A 23,432-nucleotide genomic window follows, 5' to 3' on the forward strand; every position below is an offset into this window, starting at 1 on the left:
TTCGAAACTTCAAGTCAAAGCGCAGAAAATTATGCGCTTTCCTTCGGCGTCAGAACCTGACGGCCGCGATACATACCGGTCTTCAGATCGATATGGTGCGGGCGGCGCAGTTCGCCGGAGTTCTTGTCTTCGACATAGGTCGATGCCTTGAGCGCGTCAGCAGAGCGGCGCATACCGCGCTTGGACGGGCTTGTTTTTCTTTTCGGTACAGCCATTTTCGTTACTCCACGTGACGGACAAAACAGATTGATCGGCCTCGATGAGGCCGGACAGAACCTGTCTCGATCTCGGAATTTGGCGGGCTTATACATGCCTGAAGTGGGTTTGACCAGTCCCCAGGTCACTTTTTTCGACAAGCACCCGGCCGGGCCTATGCCTCGTCTTCAGGCACGATCCAGGGCTCGGCCAGCGCCGCTTCTTCCCAGGCCCGCCAGGCCGGATGCGCGCGCATCGCATCCATATAGGCGATCGTCTCGGGATCGCGCGTCAGGTCATAGGTGCTGAAGCGGTTGACCACGGGCGCGAACATGGCATCGGCCGCGCTGAAGTCCCCGAACAGGAAGGGACCACCGGACCGCTGCCGCATTTCGCGCCAGATCGCTTCGATCCGTGCGACATCGGCCATGACGCCATCAGGGAGTTCGATCGCCTTCACCGGCCGCCGCATGTTCATCGGGCAGGCGCCGCGAAGCGCCCGGAAGCCGGACAACATTTCCATGGAGATGGAGCGCGCCAGCGACCGGCTCTCGCGGTCGACGGGCCACAGCCCTGCGTCAGGATAAAGCTCGGCGACATATTCGATGATGGCGAGCGACTCCCAAACGCGCACTGCACCGTGATGCAGGACGGGCACCCGACCGGTCGGCGATAGCTCCCGGAAGCGCGGATGCGTCGCGCCCGGCCCGAAGGGGATCAGTTCTTCGCGAAACGCGATGCCTGCGGCCGTCATCGCAATCCACGGCCGGAAGGACCAGGAGGAATAGTTCTTGTTGGCAATGTAGAGGGTCAATTCGTCCATGATGCTCTCCGGTGGGCTGAGGCCCAGTCTAGTCGCATCACGCTCCACTCCACCAACGAAAGCTTCTGATCTCAATCATAAAGACAGGTGATGTAATCACCCGACGCCCGGGCCCGGCGATCCACGACATTGGCCAGACGCTTGAGGCCCGGCCCCGGCTTGCTTGCTACACGGTCGATCGGATTGGGGAGGGACACGGCGAGCAGGGCCGACTGCTGGCGGCTGAGCTTCGCAGCAGACGTCTTGAAATGATACCGAGCAGCCGCCTCGATCCCGTAGATGCCGGGCCCCCATTCGGCAACGTTGAGATAGATCTCCATCATGCGCTCTTTGGGCCAGACGGCGTCCGCGGCCATCGCGAGCGGCAGTTCGAGACCCTTGCGGATAAAGGATCGCCCGTTCCACAGAAACAGGTTCTTCGCCGTCTGCATTGGAATGGTGCTCGCGCCCCGCGTCGCCTCGCCGGCCATGGCATCGTCGATCACGGACTGCAGCTGGTTCCAGTCGACCCCACCGTGATTGCAGAACTGCCCGTCCTCGGACATCATCACCGCCCGCACGAGATTGGGCGAGATGTCTTCAAACTCGACCCAACGACGGTCATAGCCCTGCAGCGTGACGAGATCGGCCAGCATCAGCGTCGAGACCGGTCGAATGATATCGACGCGATAGAGCAGGATCAGGAGGTAGGGTCCCGCAAGCAGGAGAAGAGCCGCGATCAGCACGGCCCGGATGATCCGCGGCCGCTGCCTCCGCCCCTCCGCCGGTACAACCTGCTCGTCTTGCTCCAATGCCTCGACTTCCAATGCCAATGAAGTGGGGTCCGTGTTCGATGATGAACCCTCTTAACCGTCCTCTTGGCAAATGACCAGTCTGGCTGCGCGCTTCTGCCCCTGTCATCAAATGAAATTCCCGTTGCCTGACAGGGGGCAGCGTGCCAAATAGCCCGCATGACCAAGAGCGCCGATGCCTTCGAAAAAAGCCTGTCTGCCCATGCCGCGATCGTCGAGGCAAGGCTTGCCACCCTGCTCGACGCATCCATTCGTCCGGCCGAACTCGCGCGCCCGACACAGCTGATCGAAGCCATGCATTATGGCGCGCTGAACGGCGGCAAGCGCCTGCGCCCCTATCTCGTGATGCAGGCAACGCGACTGTTTGCCAGAAACGAAGAGGCCGCCCTCCAGGTCGGCTGTGCGCTCGAATGCCTGCACAGCTATTCGCTCGTGCATGACGACCTGCCGGCCATGGACGACGACGACCTGCGCCGCGGCCAGCCGACGGTGCACAAGAAGTACGATGACGCGACGGCAATCCTCGCCGGCGACGGGCTTCTCACCTACGCCTTCGACATTATCACCTCGCCCGAGACACCCCTGCCGGACGCTGCCAAGGTGGCCCTCGTGCTGGAACTGTCACGCGCGGCCGGTATTGGCGGCATGGCGGGTGGTCAGATGCTCGATCTCGCGGCTGAAAAGCAGCAACCCGATGAGACAGGCATCGTCCTACTGCAGGCAATGAAGACCGGCGCGCTTCTGCGCTTTGCCTGCGAAGCGGGCGCGATCATCGCCGGCCGCCCGGCGGACGACCGCGATCGCCTGCGCCGCTTCGGCGAAGCCATCGGCCGCGCCTTCCAGGTTGCCGACGATCTCCTGGACATCACCTCCGACGCCGCCACGCTCGGCAAGGCCACCGGCAAGGATGCCGCCAAGGGCAAGGCGACACTTGTCGGCCTCAAGGGCACCGATTGGGCCCGCAGCGAACTCGACCGACTGGTCTCGGAAGCCAATGCCCTGCTCGCACCCTATGGCGCCGAGGCCGAACCACTGAAGGAAGCCGCCCACTTCATCGCCTACAGGAAGAAATAGTATGAGCCGATTCTGGTCGTCCGCCGTCCACGCGCTGGAGCCCTACGTCGCCGGCGAACAGCCGAAGATCCCGGGCCTCGTCAAGCTCAACACCAATGAGAGCCCCTATGGCCCCTCGCAGAAGGTGCTGGACGCGATCGCCGCTGCCTCCGGGGATCGCCTGCGCCTCTACCCCGATCCGGCCTCCACTGCCCTGCGCGATTCGATCGCCCGGCGTTTCGGCCTTTCGATGGAAGAGGTCTTCGTCGGCAACGGCTCGGACGAAGTGCTGGCGTTCACCTTCGCGGGCCTCTTGAAGCACGACGCGCCGCTCCTCTATCCCGACATCACCTACAGCTTCTACAAGACCTACGCCCGACTTTTCGAGGTCAAGGTCGAGGAGATCGCGCTGGATGACGGCTTGCGCGTGCGCATTGGCGATTACGACCGCCCCTGCGGCGCGATCATCCTTGCCAATCCGAATGCCCCGACCGGCATCGCCCTGCCGCTCTCCGAGATCGAAAAGCTGGTCGCCGCCCATCCGGATCAGGTGGTGGTCATCGACGAGGCCTATGTCGATTTCGGCGCCGAGAGCGCAGCCTCGCTGATCCCCCGCTACGAGAACCTGCTCGTCGTACAGACCTTCTCGAAGTCCCGCTCGCTTGCCGGCCTGCGCGTCGGCTTCGCCCTCGGCCAGCGACCGCTGATCGAGGCGCTGGAGCGGATGAAGGACAGCTTCAATTCCTATCCGGTCGACATGCTCGCCCAGGCCGCCGCCAAGGCTGCCATCGAGGACGAAGCCTGGTTCGACGAGGCCTGCGGCAAGATCATCGCCAACCGCGAGATGGTGACGAAGGCGCTTGAGACCCGCGGCTTTGAGGTCCTGCCGTCCTCGACCAACTTCGTCTTCGCGCGCCATCCGGCGCACCAGGGCGCGGATCTGCAGAAGGGCCTGCGCGAGCGTGCCGTCCTCGTCCGGCACTTCAACAAGCCCCGGATCTCCGATTTCCTCCGCGTGACCATCGGCACGACGGAGGAATGCAATCATTTTCTGAGCGCGATCGATCAAATCATCTGACGTGTGGAGCGGCTCAAGAACGGCTACGCTCCGGCCCTTGTCGCAACCGCCGGAGCATGTCCGTGACTGAGATCCTTCAACACTGGCCGCAGGTTGCGGCCGCCTATCTCGTCTATCTCGTGGCAGTCTTGAGCCCCGGCCCTGCCACCATGGCGATCGCCTCGGCCTCGCTCGGTCAGGGTCGCCGGCACGGACTGACGATCGCAGCGGGCATTTTCTGCGGATCCATGACCTGGGCCGTGGCAGCCTCCCTCGGCCTTGCTGCCATCCTCTCGCAATATGCTGAGGCACTGGTGCTGATGCGCATCCTCGGCGGGCTCTATCTGCTCTATCTCGCCTGGCGGGCCTTCCGCTCGGCCGCAAGCAGGATCGATCCGCTGAGCGTCAGCAAGGCCACACTGAGCCTTAAGCGCACCTTTCTGATGGGCTATGCGATCCACCTGACGAACCCGAAGGCGATCTTCGCCTGGCTCGCCATCATCTCGCTGGGTCTGCCGCCGGATGCCACGCCGCTGGCTGTCGCCATCGTCGTCTGCGGATGCCTGACGACAGGCTTTACCGTCTTCATGGGTTATGCGCTGCTGTTCTCCACCCCCGGCGCCCTGCGGATCTATCGCGCCGCGCGTCGCTATATCGACGGGACACTCGCGGTCCTCTTTGCCGCCGCAGGCGTCAGGATGCTGACCTTCCGCTGAAACGAAAAAGGCGCCGCACGGATGCGGCGCCTCTGATCCTTCGGGTCGTAAACCTCAGCCCTGTGTGAGCGGCGAGATCTGGATCTCCACGCGACGGTTCTGCGCGCGGCCATCCGGGGTCGCGTTCGACGCGATCGGCTGGTTCGGGCCAAAACCAACGGCGGAGACGCGACGCGGATCGATGCCCTGGCTGTTAAGATAGCCGGCAACAGACATCGCGCGACGTTCGGACAGGCCCTGGTTATAAGCCTGGCTACCGGTCGAATCGGTATGACCGTTGATGTCGATCAGCGTACGGTCGAACTTGCGCAGCACGATCGCAACCGAGTTCAGCGTCGGATAGAACTGCGGCATGACCGCGTCCTGATCGGTGTTGAAGGTGATGTTGGACGGCATGTTCAGGATAATGCGGTCGCCGACGCGAGTGACCGAGATGCCGGTGCCCTGCAGCTGGGCGCGAAGCTCGGCTTCCTGCTGGTCCATATAGTTGCCGATCGCGCCACCGGCGAGCGCGCCGATACCCGCGCCGATCAGCGCCGCATTGCGGCGTCCGACCGGAGAACCGCCGACGGCCAGACCGCCGAGCGCACCGACAGCCGCACCGATGGCCGCGCCACCGGCCGTGTTGGACACCTTCTGCTGGCCCGTATAGGGGTCGGTCGTGGTGCAGGCGCTGAGATAGGTCGCGCACAGCGCGAGGATGGCGATCTTCTTGATCATGCTCGGTGTCCCTCCAGGATTCGGCTGATAATCCGTCAACCGTGAAATTGCGGCAACAAAAAGTTAACCCGCAGGCTCACTCCGCCGCCGATTTCCGACCGTAGCGCTTCTCGATATAGTCCGCCACCAGCGCCTCGAAGTCGGCAGCGATGTTGGGACCGCGCAGCGTCATCGCCTTCTGGCCATCGATGAAGACAGGCGCTGCCGGGTTCTCACCCGTGCCGGGAAGCGAGATGCCGATATCGGCATGCTTGCTCTCGCCGGGACCGTTGACGATGCAGCCCATGACCGCAACGTTCAGCCCCTCGACGCCCGGATACTTTTCCCGCCAGACCGGCATGTTCTTGCGCAAATCATCCTGGATCTTCTGAGCCAGCTCCTGGAACACCGTGGAGGTCGTGCGGCCACAGCCGGGACACGCGGCAACGACTGGCACAAACTGGCGGAAGCCCATGACCTGCAGCAGTTCCTGCGCCACCTGCACTTCACGGGTGCGGTCGCCGTTCGGCTCCGGGGTGAGCGAAACACGGATCGTATCGCCGATGCCATGCTGCAACACGTAACCCATGGCCGCCGAGGAAGCGACGATGCCCTTCGAGCCCATGCCGGCTTCGGTCAACCCGAGATGCAGCGCATGGTTCGAACGCTCGGCCAGCATCGAATAGACGGCGATCAGGTCCTGTACCTGACTGACCTTGGCGGAGAGAATGATGCGGTTGCGCGGCAGGCCGATCTCTTCGGCCAGTTCTGCCGACAGAAGTGCCGACTGCACGATCGCCTCACGCGTCACCTGGCGCGCCGACAGCGGCGAGCCCTGGGCAGCATTCTCGTCCATCAGCCGGGTCAGCAATTCCTGGTCCAGCGAACCCCAGTTGACCCCGATGCGAACAGGCTTGTCGTAACGGATCGCCATCTCGACGATCTCGGCGAACTGCTTGTCCTTCTTGTCCTTGAAGCCGACATTGCCGGGATTGATGCGGTATTTCGCCAAGGCCTCGGCACAGGCCGGATGATCAGCCAGCAGCTTGTGACCGATGTAGTGGAAGTCGCCGATCAGCGGCACGTCCATGCCGAGCCTGAGAAGGCGCTCGCGGATCTTCGGAACGGCAGCGGCGCTCTCGTCGCGGTCGACGGTGATGCGCACGACCTCGGAGCCCGCCTTGTAGAGGGCGGCAACCTGGGCAACGGTCGCATCGACGTCGGCCGTATCGGTATTGGTCATCGACTGGACGACGACAGGGGCGCCGCCACCGATGATGACGCCACCCACTTCGACCGCGACCGAAGAACGGCGCGGCTTGGGATCATAGGCATCGGCGGGCTGGATGATGGGAGCGGTCATGGCTGGTTCTCTGCAAGCCTCAATCGCCATGGAGGTGGATCAAAGCCGACCGCTTGTCAACCGCAACACGCCGCGGCGCGATCACATGCGCGCGTCTGCCGCCGCCTGAGAAAGGACGCGAGCTTCCTTCCTCAGTGGCCGGTTGCCCGATCCGCATGCCGGCCAAGTTTCGACAGAGCAAGCACGACAACCAGAAGCGCCGGGATTGCCGTATAGACCGTCGACAGCGAGGTATGCTCGGCAACGAAGCCGATCAGCGAGGGCGCAAAGAGAATGCCGGAATAGCCCATCGTGGTCACGACCGAGAGCCCGACGCCCGGCGCCAGCCCCGGTATGTTGCCGCCAGCCGAGAAAGCGATCGGCACCATGTTGGAGATACCGATGCCGGTGATCGCAAAACCGATCAGAGCCAGGGTGACGCTGTTCGCCTGCCCGGCCATGACGAGACCGATGATGGCCGCGACCCCGCAGAAGCGCAGCGTCTTGACGGCACCGAACCGGTCGCGGACGAAGTCACCGGCGAAACGGCAGACAGCCATGGTGAAGGAGAAGGCGGCAAAGGCGAAGCCCGACATCTCGGTCGTGGCGTTCAGTTCGTTGCGCAGGTAGAGCGCGCTCCAGTCGAGCACCGTGCCCTCCGGGATCATGCAGAACAGCGCGATCGTGCCAATCAGCCAGGGCAGCGGCGTCATCGGCAGCTTGGCCTTAGCAGGTTCATCGCTCGGATGCGGCGCATCGGCGAGGATCATCGGTCGGGCGACGACAAACAGCACCACGCAGACGGCGGCGAGAAGCAGCACATGGCCGGTGACACCGAGCGAGGCGATCAGAAAGCCGCCGGTTGCCGCACCGCACAGGCCGCCCAGGCTCCAGAACGCATGGCAGGACGACATGATCGACCGGCGCATATTGCGCTCGACCTCGACCGCATTGGCATTCATCGCCACGTCCATGGCCCCGGTCAGGCCACCGAACAGGAAGATGGCGATCGCACCCGTCCAGATATTGTCGACCAGTGTCACGAGCACGATGGTCGGAATGAAGAGCAGCGTCGTCACCTCCACGACGCGTCGCGAGCCGTAGCGGGCGATTTGCATGCCGGCAATCGGCATCAGGACCAGCGAACCGACACCGAAGACGAAGATCATCACGCCGAGCATCAGCTCCGTCAGTCCGAGCGCCTGCGAAAAAAACGGGATCTTCGGCGCCCAGGCACCGATGACGAGACCATTGAGGAAGAACAACAGCGCGACCGCCGCGCGCTCCTTCGTCACGATCGGCGCCGGTGCGGCTGGGGAAGTGATGGTAGGCGTAATGTCGTTCATGTCCTGCTCCCGTGGTCGGGGCGCACTTTAGTTAAATCGATTTAGGCGACAATCGCTCTCACGTCTGGAAGCTGTAAATTTTTGTATCGCGTTACAACAATTCTAGTCCGCACCGAGGCGGACGCGGACAGTTGACAGATCCCCGCCAAGCTCCGACACATGGAGGAACTCGCGCGCCGCCCCGGTGCGGCATCATCGAAAGACACCCCCCGTGAAAACCGCCGTTGGCGCTGGCATCCTGCTTTCCAGTCTCGCCTATCTCCTCTTTGCCGTGCATGACGCGATGATCAAGCTGCTGGTAGAGAACACCACGGTCTGGCAGATCCTCTTCTGCCGCAGCATCGCCATCCTTCTCGGATGCTACATCCTCGGCGGAAGGTCGCTTGCGCGCGACACGATCACCTCGCCTGCGCTGCGCCCCATGATGCTGCGCAGTCTGTTCCTGCTCGCGGCCTGGCTCTGCTTCTTCAACGCCGCCAAGCATCTGCCGCTCGCGGACCTCACGACCCTCTACTTCGCCGCACCGATTGCGGCGATCCTTCTGGCGATCCCGATTCTCGGCGAAAAGGTACCGATCAGCAGCTGGATCGCCGTCATCACAGGCTTCATCGGCGTGGTCATCGCCAGCAACCCGACGGGGCTTGCGACCAGCTGGCCCGTCTATCTGGCGCTTGTCGCGGCCGTCTGCTGGGCGATCGCCACCACGCTGCTCAGAACCACCAGCCAGAGCGCGAGCAGCATGGTCCAGATGGCCATGACCAATGTCTTCTTCCTGGTGCTGACCACACCCATGGCCCTGATGACATGGACCATGCCCAGCGGGGCGACGCAGATCCTGCTGCTCGCTGTCGGTTTCATCGGCGGCATTGGTCAGCTGAGCTTTTTCGAGGCGCTGCGGCGCGCGCCGATCTCGGTCATTGCACCGCTCGAATACACGGCTCTGATCTGGGCCTTCGCGCTGGGCTATGTCATCTGGCAGGACGTGCCGAGCGCCAATGTCTGGGCGGGCGCCGTGCTCATTGCCGGCGCCGGCCTCATCATCCTGTTCGCCCAGCGGCGCCGGATGCCGGCTCAGGATCTCGAGAGATAACGCTCGGCGAGTTCCACCCAGAAGGTGGTGCCAACAGGCAGGATATCGTCGTTGAAGTCGTAGCGCGGATGATGCAGCGGCGGATCATCGGGTGTGCGCTGTGTGCCGAGAAAGAAATAGGTGCCCGGTCGCTTCGCCAGCATATAGGCGAAGTCCTCGCTGCCCATCATTGGCCGCGGCAGGTCGTATACCTTGTCCTGCCCGGCAAAGCTTACCGCGAGATCGCGGACGAAGTCGGTCTCGTCCTTGTGGTTGATCGTCGGATCGTAGCCGCGCTGATAGTCGATGGTCACGCCCATCCCGTAGCTCGCCGCCTGACCTTCGGCGACGGCACGGATGCGCCGCTCCAGCTGGTCGCGGACATCAGGATCGAAGGAACGGATCGAGAGAACCATCTCCGCGCGCTCCGGAATGACATTGCTCGCAGCCCCGGCATGGAAACCGCCGACCGTGATCACCGTCGGATCGAGCGGATGGATGTTGCGCGAGACGATCGTCTGCAGCGCCATGACGATCGATGCACCACAAACGATCGGATCGGCCGTCGATTGCGGCTCCGCCCCATGCCCGCCGCGGCCATTGACCGTGATCTTGCATTCGTCGACGGCGGCCATGATCGGACCTTCGCGCAGGGCGAAGTGACCGAAGGGGATGTCCGGATCATTATGCAAGGCAAACACGGCATCGCAGGGAAAGCGATCGAAGAGCCCGTCCTCGATCATGATCCGCGCCCCGCCGAAATTCTCCTCGGCCGGCTGGAAGATGAGATGGATGACGCCGTCGAAATTGCGCCGCTCGGCAAGAATCTTGGCCGCGCCGAGCAACATCGCCGTGTGTCCGTCATGCCCGCAGGCATGCATCACGCCGGGGATCTCGCTGGCATAGGGAAGCCCGGTTTCCTCGAGTATCGGCAGCGCATCGAAATCGGCGCGGATGCCGATGCTGCGCTCGCTGCTGCCGTTGCGCAGGGTCGCGACCACACCGGTCTTCGCAAGCCCGCGTGTCACCTCGTAACCCAGCGCCGTCAGTTGCTCGGCCACGTAATCCGAGGTCTTGAATTCCGACAGACCAATCTCCGGAAAGCGGTGCAGATGGTGGCGCGTTGCCAGCACTTCGGCCATCACGTTGGGAGCATGGATCGTCATGGGAATGACCTTTCGGTATCAACATCAACTTCAACAAGGCGCGGACTGTTGCACTTGCCGCTGCGTTGTTCAACCGTGTAAAATGACGGTCGACGGCAGGTCGCCGCCCTCTTGAGCCAGGCTGGAGTTGCCGCATGACACGACGCACGTTCCAGCGTGCCGGGGAAGCCGAGCGTCGCAAGGATCTGATTGCGGCAACACTGGACAGTATTTCCGACTATGGCCTGGAAGGCGCGACCGTGCGCGACATCGCCGCGCGCGCAGGCGTGACCGGCGGCCTGATCCGACACTATTTCGCCGGCAAGGACGAGATGGTGCAGGCAGCTTACCGCGAGATGCTGGCAGGCATGACCGGGACCGCAGTCGACGCCATGGCCGAGGCGGGAGACGATCCCCGAAAACGCCTGCATGACTTCATCGTCGCCAATGTCAGCCCGCCCATCGCCGATCCCAAGGCGCTTTCCCTCTGGGCGGCCTTCATCGGCCGCGTCCGCTCCGATGAGGAACTGGCGCGAATTCACCGCGAAAATTATCTGGTCTTCATCGGCATCCTCGAAGACCTCGTTCAGGCGGTTCTGACCCAGCATCACCACAAGCCTGTCTTCAACGAGGTTCGCCACCTGGCCGTTGCAATCAACGGTCTGATCGACGGACTGTGGCTTGAAAACTCGTTGGCCAGCGACCTGTTCGATGAAGGCCCTCTCTCGGACATTGCTCTCGATGCCGTGGAGGCCATGCTTGGCGGTCTGTCGCTGCGCAATCGACGATAGACCGGGCAAACAATTCAGGTTTCGCTAACTCCATCCGAACAATGATCGCGCCGCATGCAGGCTACTGCATGATCCTTTGCTGTAGGTGCCGCAAACCTCTTGGCCAGACGCTTGAAATAAGGCATAAAAATGCCAATTCACCTGCCAGGACGTGAAAGCCAGCAACAGAGTTCAACCGCAGCCCGGACGCGCGTCGTATTACGGCCTTTTTCTGCCTCGATTGTTGGTGACCAGCCCGATTGTGTGCAATGAGGCGCAACCGCGACGACCGGAAGGTCGAAGCAGATGGCTTTCTACATAACCACCGAACCGAGAACCTATCCTTCATGACGCTGCATGTCCCATCGCGCGACCTCGAAACCAAGCAGATCGATCACAACGATTCCATACGATCTGCCTATTTCACGATCGACGAGTTGCGCGAAAGCGCCGCCTCGCTCGCGCTCAACGGTGCGGATGAACTGCCCGGCCTGATCGATTTCGACTTCTTCGCCCGCCACAAGGAGAATGAGCGGGAAATCCTGCGCGTCTACCGCGCCACGGCCGCGGATGTCGAAGCGGGCGCGACCATCACGCCGGCGGCGGAATGGCTGCTGGACAACCACTACATCATCGAAGAGGCGATCCAGGAAGTCCGCCGCGACTTCCCGAAGAAGTTCTACCGCCAGCTGCCGACGATGAAGGTGGGAAGCCGCGAAATCCCCCGCACCATGGCGCTGGCCTGGCTCTATGTCGCGCACACCCATTCCACCGTCAGCCAGGAAAGCATGACAGCTCTCGTCGAGGGCTATCAGCAGCACCAGACGCTCGAGATCGGGGAACTCTGGGCGCTGCCCTCGATCGTCCGCTTCGTGCTGGTGGAAAATCTCCGCCGCATCGCGACCCGCGTCGACCGCTCGCGCCGCATGCGCCGCCGCGCCAATGAAGTGGCCGACGAGATCATCCGTCTGAACGATCCGGTCGCTGCCGCCACCTATCTCAGCCAGATTGAACAGCTGGCTGACGACAATACCTTCGCGACGCAGTTCCTCTATCGCCTGCGCAACGGTTCGCAGAACACGAGCTTCGCCGTCGAATGGCTGGAAAGCCGACTGGAAGCGGCCGGCCGCACCGCCCAGGAGGCGATGGACGCCGAACACAATCGTCTCTCCTCCGGCAATGTGACGATGGGCAACATCGTCCGTGGCCTGCGCGAGATCGACGACAAGGAATGGTCGGTCTGGGTCGAGGACGTCAGCCATGTCGACCGCGTCTTGGGCCAGCATACCGATTATCGCGAACTCGATTTCGGTTCGCGCAACGCCTATCGCAACACGATCGAAAAACTGGCGCGCCGCAGCGACCACAGTGAAATCGAGATCGCCCAGACGGCGATCGATCTGGCGACGGAAACGGCAGGACCTGACGGCCCGCTCGACGTCGGAAGCTACCTCGTCGGCAACCGCCGAACCGAGCTCGAAAACGCGATCGGTTACAGCCAGCCGCTCTCGCGTATCGTCACGGATTTCATCAAGAAGCTGAATTGGTTCTCGATCGCCGTTCCCGTCGTGGCGCTGACGATCACCGCACTCGCCGTCATCGGCCATTTCCTCAACCAGATGGCACTGCCATCCTCGCTGATCCTGGTTCTTCTGATCCTGGTGTCCCTGCCCGTTTCGGAAGGCGCGACCGGCCTCTTCAACACGCTGGTGACCTTCTTTGTCAAACCGTTCCGCCTGACGGGTTACGAGTTCAAGGACGGCATTCCCGAAGATGCGCGCACCCTCGTCGTCGTGCCCTGCATGATCACCAAGCGGGATGATGTCGACGAGCTCGTGCGCAACCTCGAAGTCCATTACCTGACCAACCCGCATGGCGAGATCTACTTCGCGCTGCTGAGCGACTGGAAGGACAGCCAGAGCGAGGAATCCGCAGCCGATCTCGAAGTGCTGGATTATGCCAAGCGTGAGGTCGCACAGCTCAACAACCGCTATGACTTCGCGGGCAAGACCCGCTTCTATCTCCTCCATCGTCGCCGCCAGTATAACGAGGCGGAAGGCTGCTGGATGGGCTGGGAGCGCAAGCGCGGCAAGCTGCACGAACTGAACCTGCTGCTGCGCGGCGACCGCGATACATCCTATCTGCCGGGTGCCAACATGGTGCCCGAAAACGTGCGTTACGTGATGACGCTCGATGCCGACACGCGCCTGATGCGCGACGCTGTCACCAAGCTCGTCGGCAAGATGCACCACCCGATCAACCGGCCCGTACACGACGAAAAGACGGGCCGCGTGATCAGCGGCTATGGAGTCCTGCAGCCGCGTGTGACACCGTCGCTAACGACCGGCAAGGATGCCTCGGTCTTCCAGCGCATCTTCTCGATGAACCGCGGCCTCGACCCGTACGTCTTCACCGTGTCCGACGTCTATCAGGACATCACCGGCGAAGGCACCTTCACCGGCAAGGGTCTCTACGATGTCGACGCCTTCGAGACCGCCATCAAGGGCCGGATCGACGAAAACAGCGTCCTCAGCCACGACCTGCTCGAAGGCTCTTTTGCCCGCTGCGCACTGGTGACCGATGTCGAGCTCGTCGAAGACTTCCCGACCCGCTACGAAGTCGAAATCTCGCGCCAGCATCGCTGGGCGCGCGGCGACTGGCAGCTCATCCCCTATATCGGCGACACCAGCCGCGGCATCACCAGCCTCGGTCGCTGGAAGATGGTCGACAATCTGCGTCGCTCGCTCACCCCGATTGCCTGGTATGCCGCCTCCGTTCTCGGCTGGGCGACCATGGATCCGGTCGGCGCCACCATATGGCAGCTGCTGCTGATCTTCAGCCTCTTCGTCGCCCCAACACTCTCGCTCTTGTCGGGCATCGTGCCGCGCCAGACCGATATCGTGCCGGCGGCCCATTTCCAGACACTGTGGTCGGAAGTTCGCTCGATCAACGCCCAGGTCGCCCTGCGCATCGTCTTCATCGCCGACAATGCCTGCATGATGGCCGATGCCATCGTGCGCTCGCTCTACCGCATGCTGGTGAGCCGCAAGCTCCTGCTCGAATGGCGGACCGCGGCCAGCGTCCAGTCCGCAGCACAGGGCACGATCGCCTCCTATTACGGCAACATGCGTCATGCGCCGATCCTCGCCATCCTCTCGGTGGGTATCGCAGCACTTCCCGGCGGCTACGGTTACCTGATCGGCCTTCCCTTTGCCTTCCTCTGGGTGCTGTCGCCGCTGCTCGCCTGGTATGTCAGCCAGTCGGCCGAGACCGAAGACAGTCTGGAAGTGCCGGAAAATGTCTCCTACGAGCTGCGCAAGATCGCGCGGCGCACCTGGCGCTATTACGAGACCTTCACGACCGCCGGCGACAACTACCTGCCGCCGGACAATTTCCAGGAAACGCCCGAGCCGATCATCGCGCACAGGACATCGCCCACCAATATCGGCGTCTACCTGCTCTCCGTGGTTTCGGCACGCCACTTCGGCTGGCTGAGCTTCGAGCAGACCCTTGAGCGCATGGAACAGACGATCTCCACCGTCGAGCGGATGGAGAAGTACCGGGGCCACCTCTACAACTGGTACTACACCGACACCCTCAAGACGCTGGGCCCGAGATACATCTCCGCCGTCGACAGCGGCAATTTCGCCGGCCACCTGATTGCGATCTCGTCGGCCTGCCGCGAATGGGCCGAAGCGCCCTCGGCCCATCTCCAGGGCAATCTCGATGGCATCGGCGACGTCGGCGGCATCCTGCTCGAGATCCTCGAACAGCTGCCCGATGATCGCAAGACGGTCCGTCCGCTGCGCCGCCGCCTGGAAGAGCGCATCATCGGCTTCAACACGGCGCTCGCCGCGGTTAAGCGCGAGCACGAATTCGCCTCGATCCGCATCATCAACCTCGCGGTGCTTGCCCGCGACGTCCAGAAGCTTGCCGCCAACCTGCATCACGAAGTCCGCTCCGAACAGAGCGCCGAAGTCGTGCGCTGGACGGAATCCCTGGTCGCTGTCTGCGAAGCCCATATCGCTGACACCGCCTTCGACCTGTCGAACATCGACCCGTTGCGCCAGCGCCTGAGCCAGCTCTCCGAGCGCGCCCGCAATCTGGCCTTCTCGATGGACTTCACCTTTCTCTTCCGTCCCGAGCGCCGCCTGCTCTCGATCGGCTACCGCGTCGATGCCCGCGAACTGGATGAGGCCTGCTACGACCTGCTCGCCTCGGAATGCCGCCTGACAAGTCTGTTTGCGATCGCCAAGGGCGACCTACCGACGGAACACTGGTACCGCCTCGGCCGCCAGGTCGTGCCGATCGGCGCCCGCGCCGCGCTGATCTCCTGGTCCGGTTCGATGTTCGAATATCTGATGCCGCCGCTCGTCATGCAGGAGCGCCAGGGCGGCATTCTGAACCAGACGAACAATCTGATCGTCATCGAGCAGATGAACCACGGCCGCCGCCTGAACATTCCGTGGGGCATCTCGGAAGCGGCCTTCAACGCCCGCGACCACGAGATGAACTACCAGTACACCAACTTCGGTGTACCGACGCTGGGACTGAAGCGCGGGCTCGGCCAGAACGCCGTCATCGCGCCGTATGCCTCGATCCTCGCCAGCCAGTACTACCCGGAAGCCGCACTCGAGAACCTGAAGCGGCTGCGCAAGCTTGGGGCGCTCGGCGCCTACGGCTTCCACGACGCGGTCGACTTCACGCCGACGCGCCTGCCGGACGGCAAGAAATGCGCCGTCGTCTACAACTACTATGCCCACCACCATGGCATGTCGATCGCGGCCATCGCCAACGTCGCCTTCAACGGCCGCCTGCGCGCACTCTTCCACGCCGATCCCGTGATTGAAGCCGCGGAACTCCTGCTGCAGGAAAAGACGCCGCGCGAAATTCCGGTCATGAGCGCGAAGTACGAGCCGCAGACCCCGGGCAAGGGCCAGGCAGACCTGCTGCGCGCCGAGATCCGCACGATCGAAGACCCGGCGACGAAGGACCGGGAAGTCGTCTTCCTCTCCAACGGCCACTATTCGGTGATGCTGACGGCGACCGGCTCCGGCTTCTCCCGCTGGAACGGCCAGTCCGTCACCCGCTGGAAGCCGGATACGACCGAAGATCGCTGGGGCACCTTCCTCTTCCTCCGCGACACCGCGACCAACGAATGGTGGTCGGCGACATCAGCGCCCCGCCGCGCGGAAGACGAGAAGACCAAGGTCATCTTCGGCGACGACAAGGCGGAGTTCTTCAAGACCGTCGGGGACATCTCGACCTCGGTCGAATGCATCGTCGGTACCGAACATGATGCCGAAGGCCGCAGGCTGACGATCCTGAACGCCGGCACCGAAGACCGCTATATCGAAGTCACTTCCTACACCGAGCCGGTGCTCGCCTTCGAAGACAGCGACAATGCGCATCCGCTCTTCTCGCGCATGTTCGTGAAGACCGAGTTCGGCCGCCGCCGCGATGTCATCCGCGCCGAGCGCAACAAGCGCAGCCCGTCGGATCCCGATATCTGCGTCGCCCATCTCGTGGTCGACAGCGCCGGTCAGGGCCGCCCGACGGAGTTCGAAACCGATCGGCGCAAGTTCCTCGGCCGCGGCCGGACACTCGGCGAAGCCGCAGCCTTCGATCCTGGCGCAAATCTCTCCGGCACGGAAGGCTTCACGCTCGATCCGATCCTCAGCCTGCGCCGCGTCGTCCGTGTGCCGGCCGGCAAGAAGGTCCAGGTCATCTTCTGGACCATGGCCGCCCCGAATCGCGAAGAGATCGATCAGGCCATCGAGCGTTACCGCCATCCGGATGCCTTTAGCCACGAGCTGATCCACGCCTGGACGCGGGCACAGGTCGAGCTTCGCCATATCGGCATCACCTCGCAGCAGGCCGCCGCCTTCCAGCATCTCGGCCGCTACCTCACCTATCCGGACAACCATCTGCGCGCGGACCCGGAAACCGTCCGCAAGGGTCTAAAGTCGCAGTCGGCGCTCTGGCCCATGGCCATCTCGGGCGACTTCCCGATCTTTGCGCTGCGCATCAACGACGACATGGACATGGACATCGCCCGCGAAGCGATGAGCGCGCTGGAATATCTCCGCCGCCGTGGCGTGGTCGCCGATCTCGCGATCATCAACGAACGCGCGACCTCCTATGCCCAAGACATGCAACATGCACTCGACCAGATGGCGGACAATCTGCGCCACCGCCTGCCAGGTGGTCGCCAGCATGTCTTCACCGTCCGGGACGACCTGCAGGACGAGGGCGCAACACTTGCCGTTCTCGCGGCAGCCCGCGTCGTCCTCCACACCCGCAACGGCAAGATCGTCGACCAGGTGAACCGTGCCGTCTCGCTCTTTGCCACGCCGCGCACGATCGACGGCGAAGTGGAATGGGCGGGCCTGCCGCCGGCGCTACCCGCACCGGCCAAGCCGGCACGCCCGGTCGACGGCACGGACCTCGACTTCTGGAACGGCTTCGGCGGCTTCTCGAAGGACGGCAAGGAATATGTCGTCCGTCTCGATGGCACGACCAGCACGCCGCATCCTTGGATCAACGTGATCGCCAATGAAAACTTCGGCTTCCACGTCTCTGCCGAAGGCGCTGGCTTCACCTGGAGCCAGAACTCCCGCGACTATCAGGTCACGCCCTGGACGAACGATCCCGTCGTCAACCGTCCCGGCGAGGCCTTCTACATCACGGACCTCGCCAGCGGTCGCGCCTATGCGACGGTGAGCGCGCTGAACCTTGACCCAACGGCGAGCTTCGAGACCCGCCATGGTCTCGGCTACTCGACCTTTGTCAGCCGCCACGGCGACCTCGAGATCGAGCTGACCCAGACGGTCGACCGCGAACGCCCGGTAAAGCTCAGCAGGATCCGTCTGAAAAACGTCAGCGGCGAAGCGCGCAAGTTCCGCATCTACGGTTATGCGGAATGGGTGCTGGGCAACAACCCGGCGCGCACCGCGCCCTTTGTCCTCTCGACCTTCGACGAGGAAACCGGCGCCCTGCTCGCCTCCAACCCCTACGACATCAACTATCCGGGCCGCTTCGCCTTCCTCGCAGGCGCGGAACAGCCGGATGGGTACACGACGAGCCGCCGTGAATTCATCGGTCGCAACGGCACGATCAAGCTGCCGCAGGCCGTGGCGCGTGCGTCCGGCCTCAGCGGATCGATCGAGAGCGAAAGCGACCCCTGCGCCGCAATCGCCTTCGATGTCGAGCTGGCGCCCGGCCAGTCGCGCGACATGACCTTCCTGCTCGGCGAGACCGAGACGGCCGAAGCGGCGCTCGATCTGATAAAGACGGTCCGTGGCTCCGGCTTTTCGACCATCCTGAAGACGAACACCGACTTCTGGACGGGCTTCACCGGCAAGCTTTCGGTCGAAACCGGCGACAAGGGCTTCGACAACCTCGTCAACCGCTGGCTACCTTACCAGGCGCTCGCCTGCCGCATCTTCGCGCGCGCCGGCTTCTATCAGGCCAGCGGCGCCTATGGCTTCCGCGACCAGCTGCAGGACACGCTGGCGTTTCTGACAGTCGAGCCGCAGCTCGCTCGCAGGCAAATCCTCAATGCAGCCGCCCGCCAGTTCGCGGAAGGCGACGTCCAGCATTGGTGGCTGCCGCAGACGGGAGCAGGTGTGCGCACCATGATCTCCGACGACGTCGTCTGGCTCGCCTATGCGATCGATCAATATGTCTCGGCGACAGGTGACGAAACCATCCTCACCGAACAGGTCCCCTTCCTCGACGGTCCGGAACTGCAGCAGGGTCAGCATGACAGCTTCTTCCTGCCCGGCACCTCAGCCGAAACGGCGGATCTCTACGAGCATGCCGCCCGCGCGCTGGATCTCGCCATTGCCCGCACCGGCGAACACGGTCTGCCCCTGATCCTCGGCGGCGACTGGAACGACGGCATGAACCGCGTCGGGATCGAAGGCCGGGGCGAAAGCGTCTGGCTGGGCTGGCTGTTGGCGGCAACGCTCGAACGCTTCAAGGCCCAGGCCGACAAGCGCGGCGACCGTGACCGCAGCAGCCGCTGGAGCGATCATGTCGCAAAGCTGAAGGCTGCCCTGGAGACGGCAGGCTGGGATGGCGATCATTATCGTCGCGGCTATTTCGACAATGGCGCACCGCTCGGATCGTCGGAATCGGTCCAGTGCCAGATCGACTCGATCGCCCAGTCCTGGAGCGTGCTCTCCGGCATGGGGAATCCCGAACATACCGCCAGGGCGCTCGAGTCCGCGGTCTCCAAACTCGTCGACGCGGAGACCGGCATCGTCCGTCTCTTCACGCCGGCCTTCGAGAAGCCTGAAGTCGATCCGGGTTATATCGGCGCCTACCCGCCGGGTGTGCGCGAGAACGGCGGGCAGTATACCCATGCCGCAATCTGGCTCGGTCTCTCGCTGGTCAAGGCGGGACGCGTCGCCGACGCTTGGCGAGTGTTCGAACTGTTGAACCCGATCAACCACGCCCTGAGCGCCGAGGAAGCCGAGCGCTACCGCGTCGAGCCCTATGTGGTTGCGGCCGATATCTACGGCGGCAACGGCTATGCCGGCCGCGGTGGCTGGACCTGGTACACGGGTTCTGCCGGCTGGCTTTATCGCTTCGCGGTCGAAGGCTTCCTCGGCATCCGCCGCAAGGGTGGCGAGATCCTCGTCGACCCGGCGCTGCCGGATCATTGGACAGGCTTCAAGGCGACCGTCGAGATCGACGGACGCAAGATCGATGTCGCGGTCGCACGCAAGGCCGAGGGTTATGACATCACGGTTGATGGCAAGGCGCAGGTAATATCGGAAGATCTGCCCCCGGCGCCGCCACCGGCAAAGAAGCCGGCCCGCAAGCCGCGGATCAAGGCCGCCGAATAGGCAAACGAAAGAGGCCCCGCCAGCGATGGCGGGGCCTCTTCTCTTTAGAGTGTCCGTGGAGCGATCAGGCCGAGTAGACGATCAGGAGATCCTTGGCGTCGATCTGGTCGCCGACGCGCACCAGGACTTCGGAGATCGTCCCGTCACGGTCGGCATGCAGCGCCGTTTCCATCTTCATCGCTTCGATCGAAAGCAGCACGTCGCCGGACTTGACCGTCTGGCCGGCAGCGACAGTCACTTGCGAAACGACGCCCGGCATCGGGGCGCCCAGTTGGGCGGCATTGCCAGTCTCGGCCTTGCGGCGGATGGCGCTACCCGAGGCACCATGCGCACGATCCGGTACCTTGATGCGGCGCGGCTGGCCATTGAGCTCGAAGAACACGGTGACCATGCCCTTCTCGTCGGTATGGCCGATGGCCTGGTTGACGATCACAAGCGTCTTGCCCCGCTCCAGGTCGACGAACAGTTCCTCGCCGGCCGGCAGGCCATAGAAATACTGCGGCGTCGGGATCACCGAAACAGGACCATAGGTATCGGCGGCCAGCGCGTAATCGGTGAAGACCTTCGGATACATCAGATAGGACGCGAACTCGAAATCCGTGACGTCGCGGCCGAGTTTCTCCTCGATCGTCTTGCGTTCGGCATCGAGGTCGGCAGCCGGCAGCAACGAACCCGGTACGGCGGTGTAGGGCTTCTCGCCCTTCAGTGCCTTCTTCTGCAGCGCTTCCGGCCAACCGCCCGGGGGCTGGCCCAGATCGCCCTTCAGCATCGAGACAACGGAATCCGGGAAGGCGATGTCCTTGGCCGGGTTCTCGACGTCGGCCACCGACAGATCCTGGCTCACCATCATCAGAGCCATGTCACCGACGACCTTCGACGACGGCGTCACCTTGACGATATCGCCGAACATCTGGTTGGCATCGGCATAGGCCTGCGCCACTTCGTGCCAGCGCGTCTCAAGGCCCAGCGAACGCGCCTGTTCCTTGAGGTTGGTGAACTGACCGCCCGGCATTTCGTGCAGATAGACTTCCGAGGCCGGTCCCTTGAGGTCGCTTTCGAAGGCCGCATACTGATTGCGCACCGCCTCCCAATAGAAGGAGATGCGACGGATCCAGTGCGGGTCGAGACCCGGATCGCGCTCGGAGCCACGCAGGGCCTCGACGATCGAGCCGAGGCAGGGCTGGGACGTATTGCCCGAGAAGGCATCCATGGCCGCATCCACCGCATCGACGCCGGCTTCGACAGCCGCAAGCACCGTCGCGGCCGCAATGCCGGAGGTATCATGGGTGTGGAAGTGGATCGGCAGGCTTGTGGCTTCACGCAGCGCCTTGAACAGCACCTTGGCCGCAGCCGGCTTCAACAGACCGGCCATGTCCTTCACGGCGATGATATGCGCGCCGGACTTTTCGAGCTCGGCGGCAAGGGATGTGTAGTACTTCAGGTCATACTTCGGACGCGCCGAATTCAAGAGATCGCCGGTATAGCAGATGACCGCCTCGCAGAGCTTGTTCTCCTCGATGACGGCATCCATCGACACGCGCATGTTGTCGACCCAGTTCAGGCAGTCGAAGACGCGGAACAGGTCGATCCCGCCCTTGGCCGCCTGACGGACGAAATACTTCACGACATTGTCGGGATAGTTCTTGTAACCGACCCCATTGGCGCCGCGCAGCAGCATCTGCAACAGCAGGTTCGGCGCACCTTCGCGCACCAGAGCCAGACGCTCCCACGGATCTTCCGTCAGGAAGCGCATGGAGACGTCGAAGGTCGCGCCACCCCAGCATTCGAGCGAGAAGAGGTTCGGCAAGGCCCGTGCATAGGTGTCGGCGATCTTGGCGATATCGTGGGTGCGAACGCGGGTCGCCAACAGCGACTGGTGACCGTCGCGCATCGTCGTATCTGTCATCAGGATACGCTTCTCGTTGCGCATCCATTCGCCGAACTTTTTCGGCCCGAGCTCGTCGAGCAGCTGCTTGGTGCCCGGCTTGATCTCCGCATCGATGAAGGGAACGACCGGCTCTGCGGCATCCGCCGGCGGCTTCGGGCGGCCCTTCACTTCCGGATGCCCGTTGACGGTGACATCGGCGAGATAGGTGAGGAGCTTGGTCGCACGGTCCTGACGCTTCACCTGCTGGAAGAGCTCCGGCGTCGTGTCGATGAAGCGGGTCGTATAGGAATTGTCGCGGAAGCTCGGGTGACCGATGATTGCTTCGAGGAAGGTGAGGTTCGTCGCCACGCCACGGATTCGGAATTCGCGCAGCGCACGGTCCATGCGGCTGATCGCTTCCTGCGGCGTGCTGCCGGATGCCGTGACCTTCACGAGCAGCGGGTCATAGTAACGGGTGATGATCGCGCCCGAATAGGCGGTGCCACCGTCGAGACGGATGCCGAAGCCGGCCGCCGAACGATAGGCGGTGATGCGGCCGTAATCCGGAATGAAGTTCTGCTCCGGGTCTTCCGTGGTGATGCGGCACTGCAGAGCATGGCCGTTGAGGCGGATATCCGCCTGCTTCGGGACACCCGATTCCGGCGTGCCGATCGCGTGGCCGTCGAGGATGTGGATCTGCGCCTTGACGATATCGATGCCGGTCACGACTTCCGTGACCGTGTGCTCCACCTGGATACGCGGGTTGACCTCGATGAAGTAGAATTTGCCGGTATCGGCATCCATCAGATACTCGACGGTGCCGGCGCCGATATAGTTCGTCGCCTTGGCGATCTTCAGCGAGTAATCGGCGAGTTCCTGCCGCTGCGCTTCGTTGAGATAGGGCGCCGGTGCGCGCTCGACGACCTTCTGGTTACGGCGCTGGATCGAGCAGTCACGCTCGAAGAGATGCACGACATTGCCATGCGTGTCGCCGAGGATCTGGCTTTCCACGTGGCGCGCGCGCTCGACGAGCTTTTCGAGATAGACCTCGTCCTTGCCGAAGGCGGCCTTTGCCTCGCGCTTGGCTTCCGTGACTTCCCGGATCAGGTCCTTCGGGTCGCGGATCGCGCGCATGCCGCGGCCACCGCCGCCCCAGGAAGCCTTGAGCATGACCGGGTAGCCAATTTCGGCGGCCAAGCGATGAATTTCCGCTTCGTCATCCGGCAGCGGATCGGTCGCCGGCACGACCGGCACGCCGACGCTGATGGCAAGGTTGCGGGCGGCGACCTTGTTGCCGAGCTGCCGCATCGTGTCGCTCTTCGGACCGATGAAGATCAGACCTGCATCGTTGCAGGCGTCCACGAATTCAGGACTTTCCGACAAAAGCCCGTAACCCGGATGGATGGCATCCGCGCCGGACAGCTTGGCGACGCGGATGATTTCATCGATCGAAAGGTAGCTTTCGATCGGCCCCAGATCCCGTGTCAGGTGCGGACCACGACCAACCTGGTAACTTTCGTCCGCTTTGAAGCGGTGCAGCGCGAGTTTGTCTTCCTCGGCCCAGATGGCGACCGTTTTCAGACCGAGCTCGTTGGCGGCGCGAAAGACGCGGATCGCGATTTCCGAACGGTTGGCGACAAGGATCTTGGATATTGGCAATTCGATCTCCCCAAAACGATATGCCAGGGCATTGTGCACCTGCGA

At 63.2% G+C, this 23,432-nt stretch carries 14 protein-coding genes; 6 read left to right on the forward strand and 8 right to left on the reverse strand.

Translation table 11 applies throughout. From position 1 onward, the window contains the following. Window positions 1-29 precede the first annotated feature (29 nt). The 3 genes from rpmF to mtgA all read right to left on the reverse strand — a co-directional run bounded on the left by rpmF (window position 30) and on the right by mtgA (window position 1,824). Complete coding sequence (gene rpmF / locus M1E12_RS18190) at window positions 30-215, reverse strand: 50S ribosomal protein L32 (RefSeq protein ID WP_006724402.1); 186 nt, start codon at window positions 213-215, stop codon at window positions 30-32. A 155-nt stretch (window positions 216-370) separates the two neighbouring features. Continuing rightward, a complete protein-coding gene (locus tag M1E12_RS18195) occupies window positions 371-1,018 on the reverse strand; it encodes a glutathione S-transferase family protein (RefSeq protein WP_479562813.1) in 648 nt (215 codons plus the stop codon). A gap of 71 nt (window positions 1,019-1,089) precedes the next feature. Beyond that, window positions 1,090-1,824, reverse strand: coding sequence for a monofunctional biosynthetic peptidoglycan transglycosylase (mtgA, locus tag M1E12_RS18200; protein WP_479564913.1), 735 nt, complete (start codon window positions 1,822-1,824; stop codon window positions 1,090-1,092). A 144-nt stretch (window positions 1,825-1,968) separates the two neighbouring features. On the opposite strand from mtgA, the gene M1E12_RS18205 reads away from it, so the two are divergent. The 3 genes from M1E12_RS18205 (at window position 1,969) to M1E12_RS18215 (ending at window position 4,635) form a co-directional block, all read left to right on the forward strand. After that, complete coding sequence (locus tag M1E12_RS18205) at window positions 1,969-2,883, forward strand: polyprenyl synthetase family protein (RefSeq protein WP_479562814.1); 915 nt, start codon at window positions 1,969-1,971, stop codon at window positions 2,881-2,883. Between the two features lies 1 nt (window position 2,884). Continuing rightward, a complete protein-coding gene (gene hisC, locus M1E12_RS18210; RefSeq protein WP_479562815.1) occupies window positions 2,885-3,940 on the forward strand; it encodes a histidinol-phosphate transaminase in 1,056 nt (351 codons plus the stop codon). A gap of 62 nt (window positions 3,941-4,002) precedes the next feature. Next, window positions 4,003-4,635, forward strand: coding sequence for a LysE family translocator (locus M1E12_RS18215; RefSeq protein WP_310242731.1), 633 nt, complete (start codon window positions 4,003-4,005; stop codon window positions 4,633-4,635). Window positions 4,636-4,689: 54 nt separating this feature from the next. Here M1E12_RS18215 and M1E12_RS18220 read toward each other — a convergent pair whose 3' ends face one another. From M1E12_RS18220 to M1E12_RS18230, 3 genes are all read right to left on the reverse strand, one after another. Continuing rightward, window positions 4,690-5,355, reverse strand: coding sequence for a YiaD family glycine zipper/OmpA-like lipoprotein (locus M1E12_RS18220; RefSeq protein ID WP_136539396.1), 666 nt, complete (start codon window positions 5,353-5,355; stop codon window positions 4,690-4,692). Window positions 5,356-5,431: 76 nt separating this feature from the next. Next, window positions 5,432-6,697, reverse strand: coding sequence for a flavodoxin-dependent (E)-4-hydroxy-3-methylbut-2-enyl-diphosphate synthase (gene ispG, locus M1E12_RS18225; RefSeq protein WP_479562816.1), 1,266 nt, complete (start codon window positions 6,695-6,697; stop codon window positions 5,432-5,434). Window positions 6,698-6,828: 131 nt separating this feature from the next. Further along, a complete protein-coding gene (locus tag M1E12_RS18230; RefSeq protein ID WP_479562817.1) occupies window positions 6,829-8,022 on the reverse strand; it encodes an MFS transporter in 1,194 nt (397 codons plus the stop codon). Between the two features lie 211 nt (window positions 8,023-8,233). Here M1E12_RS18230 and M1E12_RS18235 point away from each other — a divergent pair, with 211 nt between their 5' ends. Further along, window positions 8,234-9,112: a DMT family transporter gene (locus tag M1E12_RS18235; protein ID WP_479562818.1), complete on the forward strand. Its 879-nt coding sequence runs from the start codon at window positions 8,234-8,236 to the stop codon at window positions 9,110-9,112. Here the strand turns inward: M1E12_RS18235 and M1E12_RS18240 are convergent. Beyond that, complete coding sequence (locus M1E12_RS18240) at window positions 9,094-10,257, reverse strand: M20 aminoacylase family protein (RefSeq protein ID WP_183954619.1); 1,164 nt, start codon at window positions 10,255-10,257, stop codon at window positions 9,094-9,096. The genes M1E12_RS18235 and M1E12_RS18240 overlap by 19 nt on opposite strands. A gap of 134 nt (window positions 10,258-10,391) precedes the next feature. Here M1E12_RS18240 and M1E12_RS18245 point away from each other — a divergent pair, with 134 nt between their 5' ends. Both M1E12_RS18245 and M1E12_RS18250 read left to right on the forward strand, forming a co-directional pair. Continuing rightward, a complete protein-coding gene (locus M1E12_RS18245; RefSeq protein ID WP_479562819.1) occupies window positions 10,392-11,027 on the forward strand; it encodes a TetR family transcriptional regulator C-terminal domain-containing protein in 636 nt (211 codons plus the stop codon). A 326-nt stretch (window positions 11,028-11,353) separates the two neighbouring features. Next, window positions 11,354-19,861: a glycoside hydrolase family 94 protein gene (locus tag M1E12_RS18250; RefSeq protein ID WP_479562820.1), complete on the forward strand. Its 8,508-nt coding sequence runs from the start codon at window positions 11,354-11,356 to the stop codon at window positions 19,859-19,861. 64 nt (window positions 19,862-19,925) lie between these two features. Here the strand turns inward: M1E12_RS18250 and pyc are convergent, their stop codons facing one another. Further along, window positions 19,926-23,387, reverse strand: coding sequence for a pyruvate carboxylase (gene pyc / locus M1E12_RS18255; protein WP_479562821.1), 3,462 nt, complete (start codon window positions 23,385-23,387; stop codon window positions 19,926-19,928). Window positions 23,388-23,432: the final 45 nt, after the last annotated feature.

The sequence above is a fragment of the Rhizobium sp. K33 genome, from assembly GCF_056501445.1.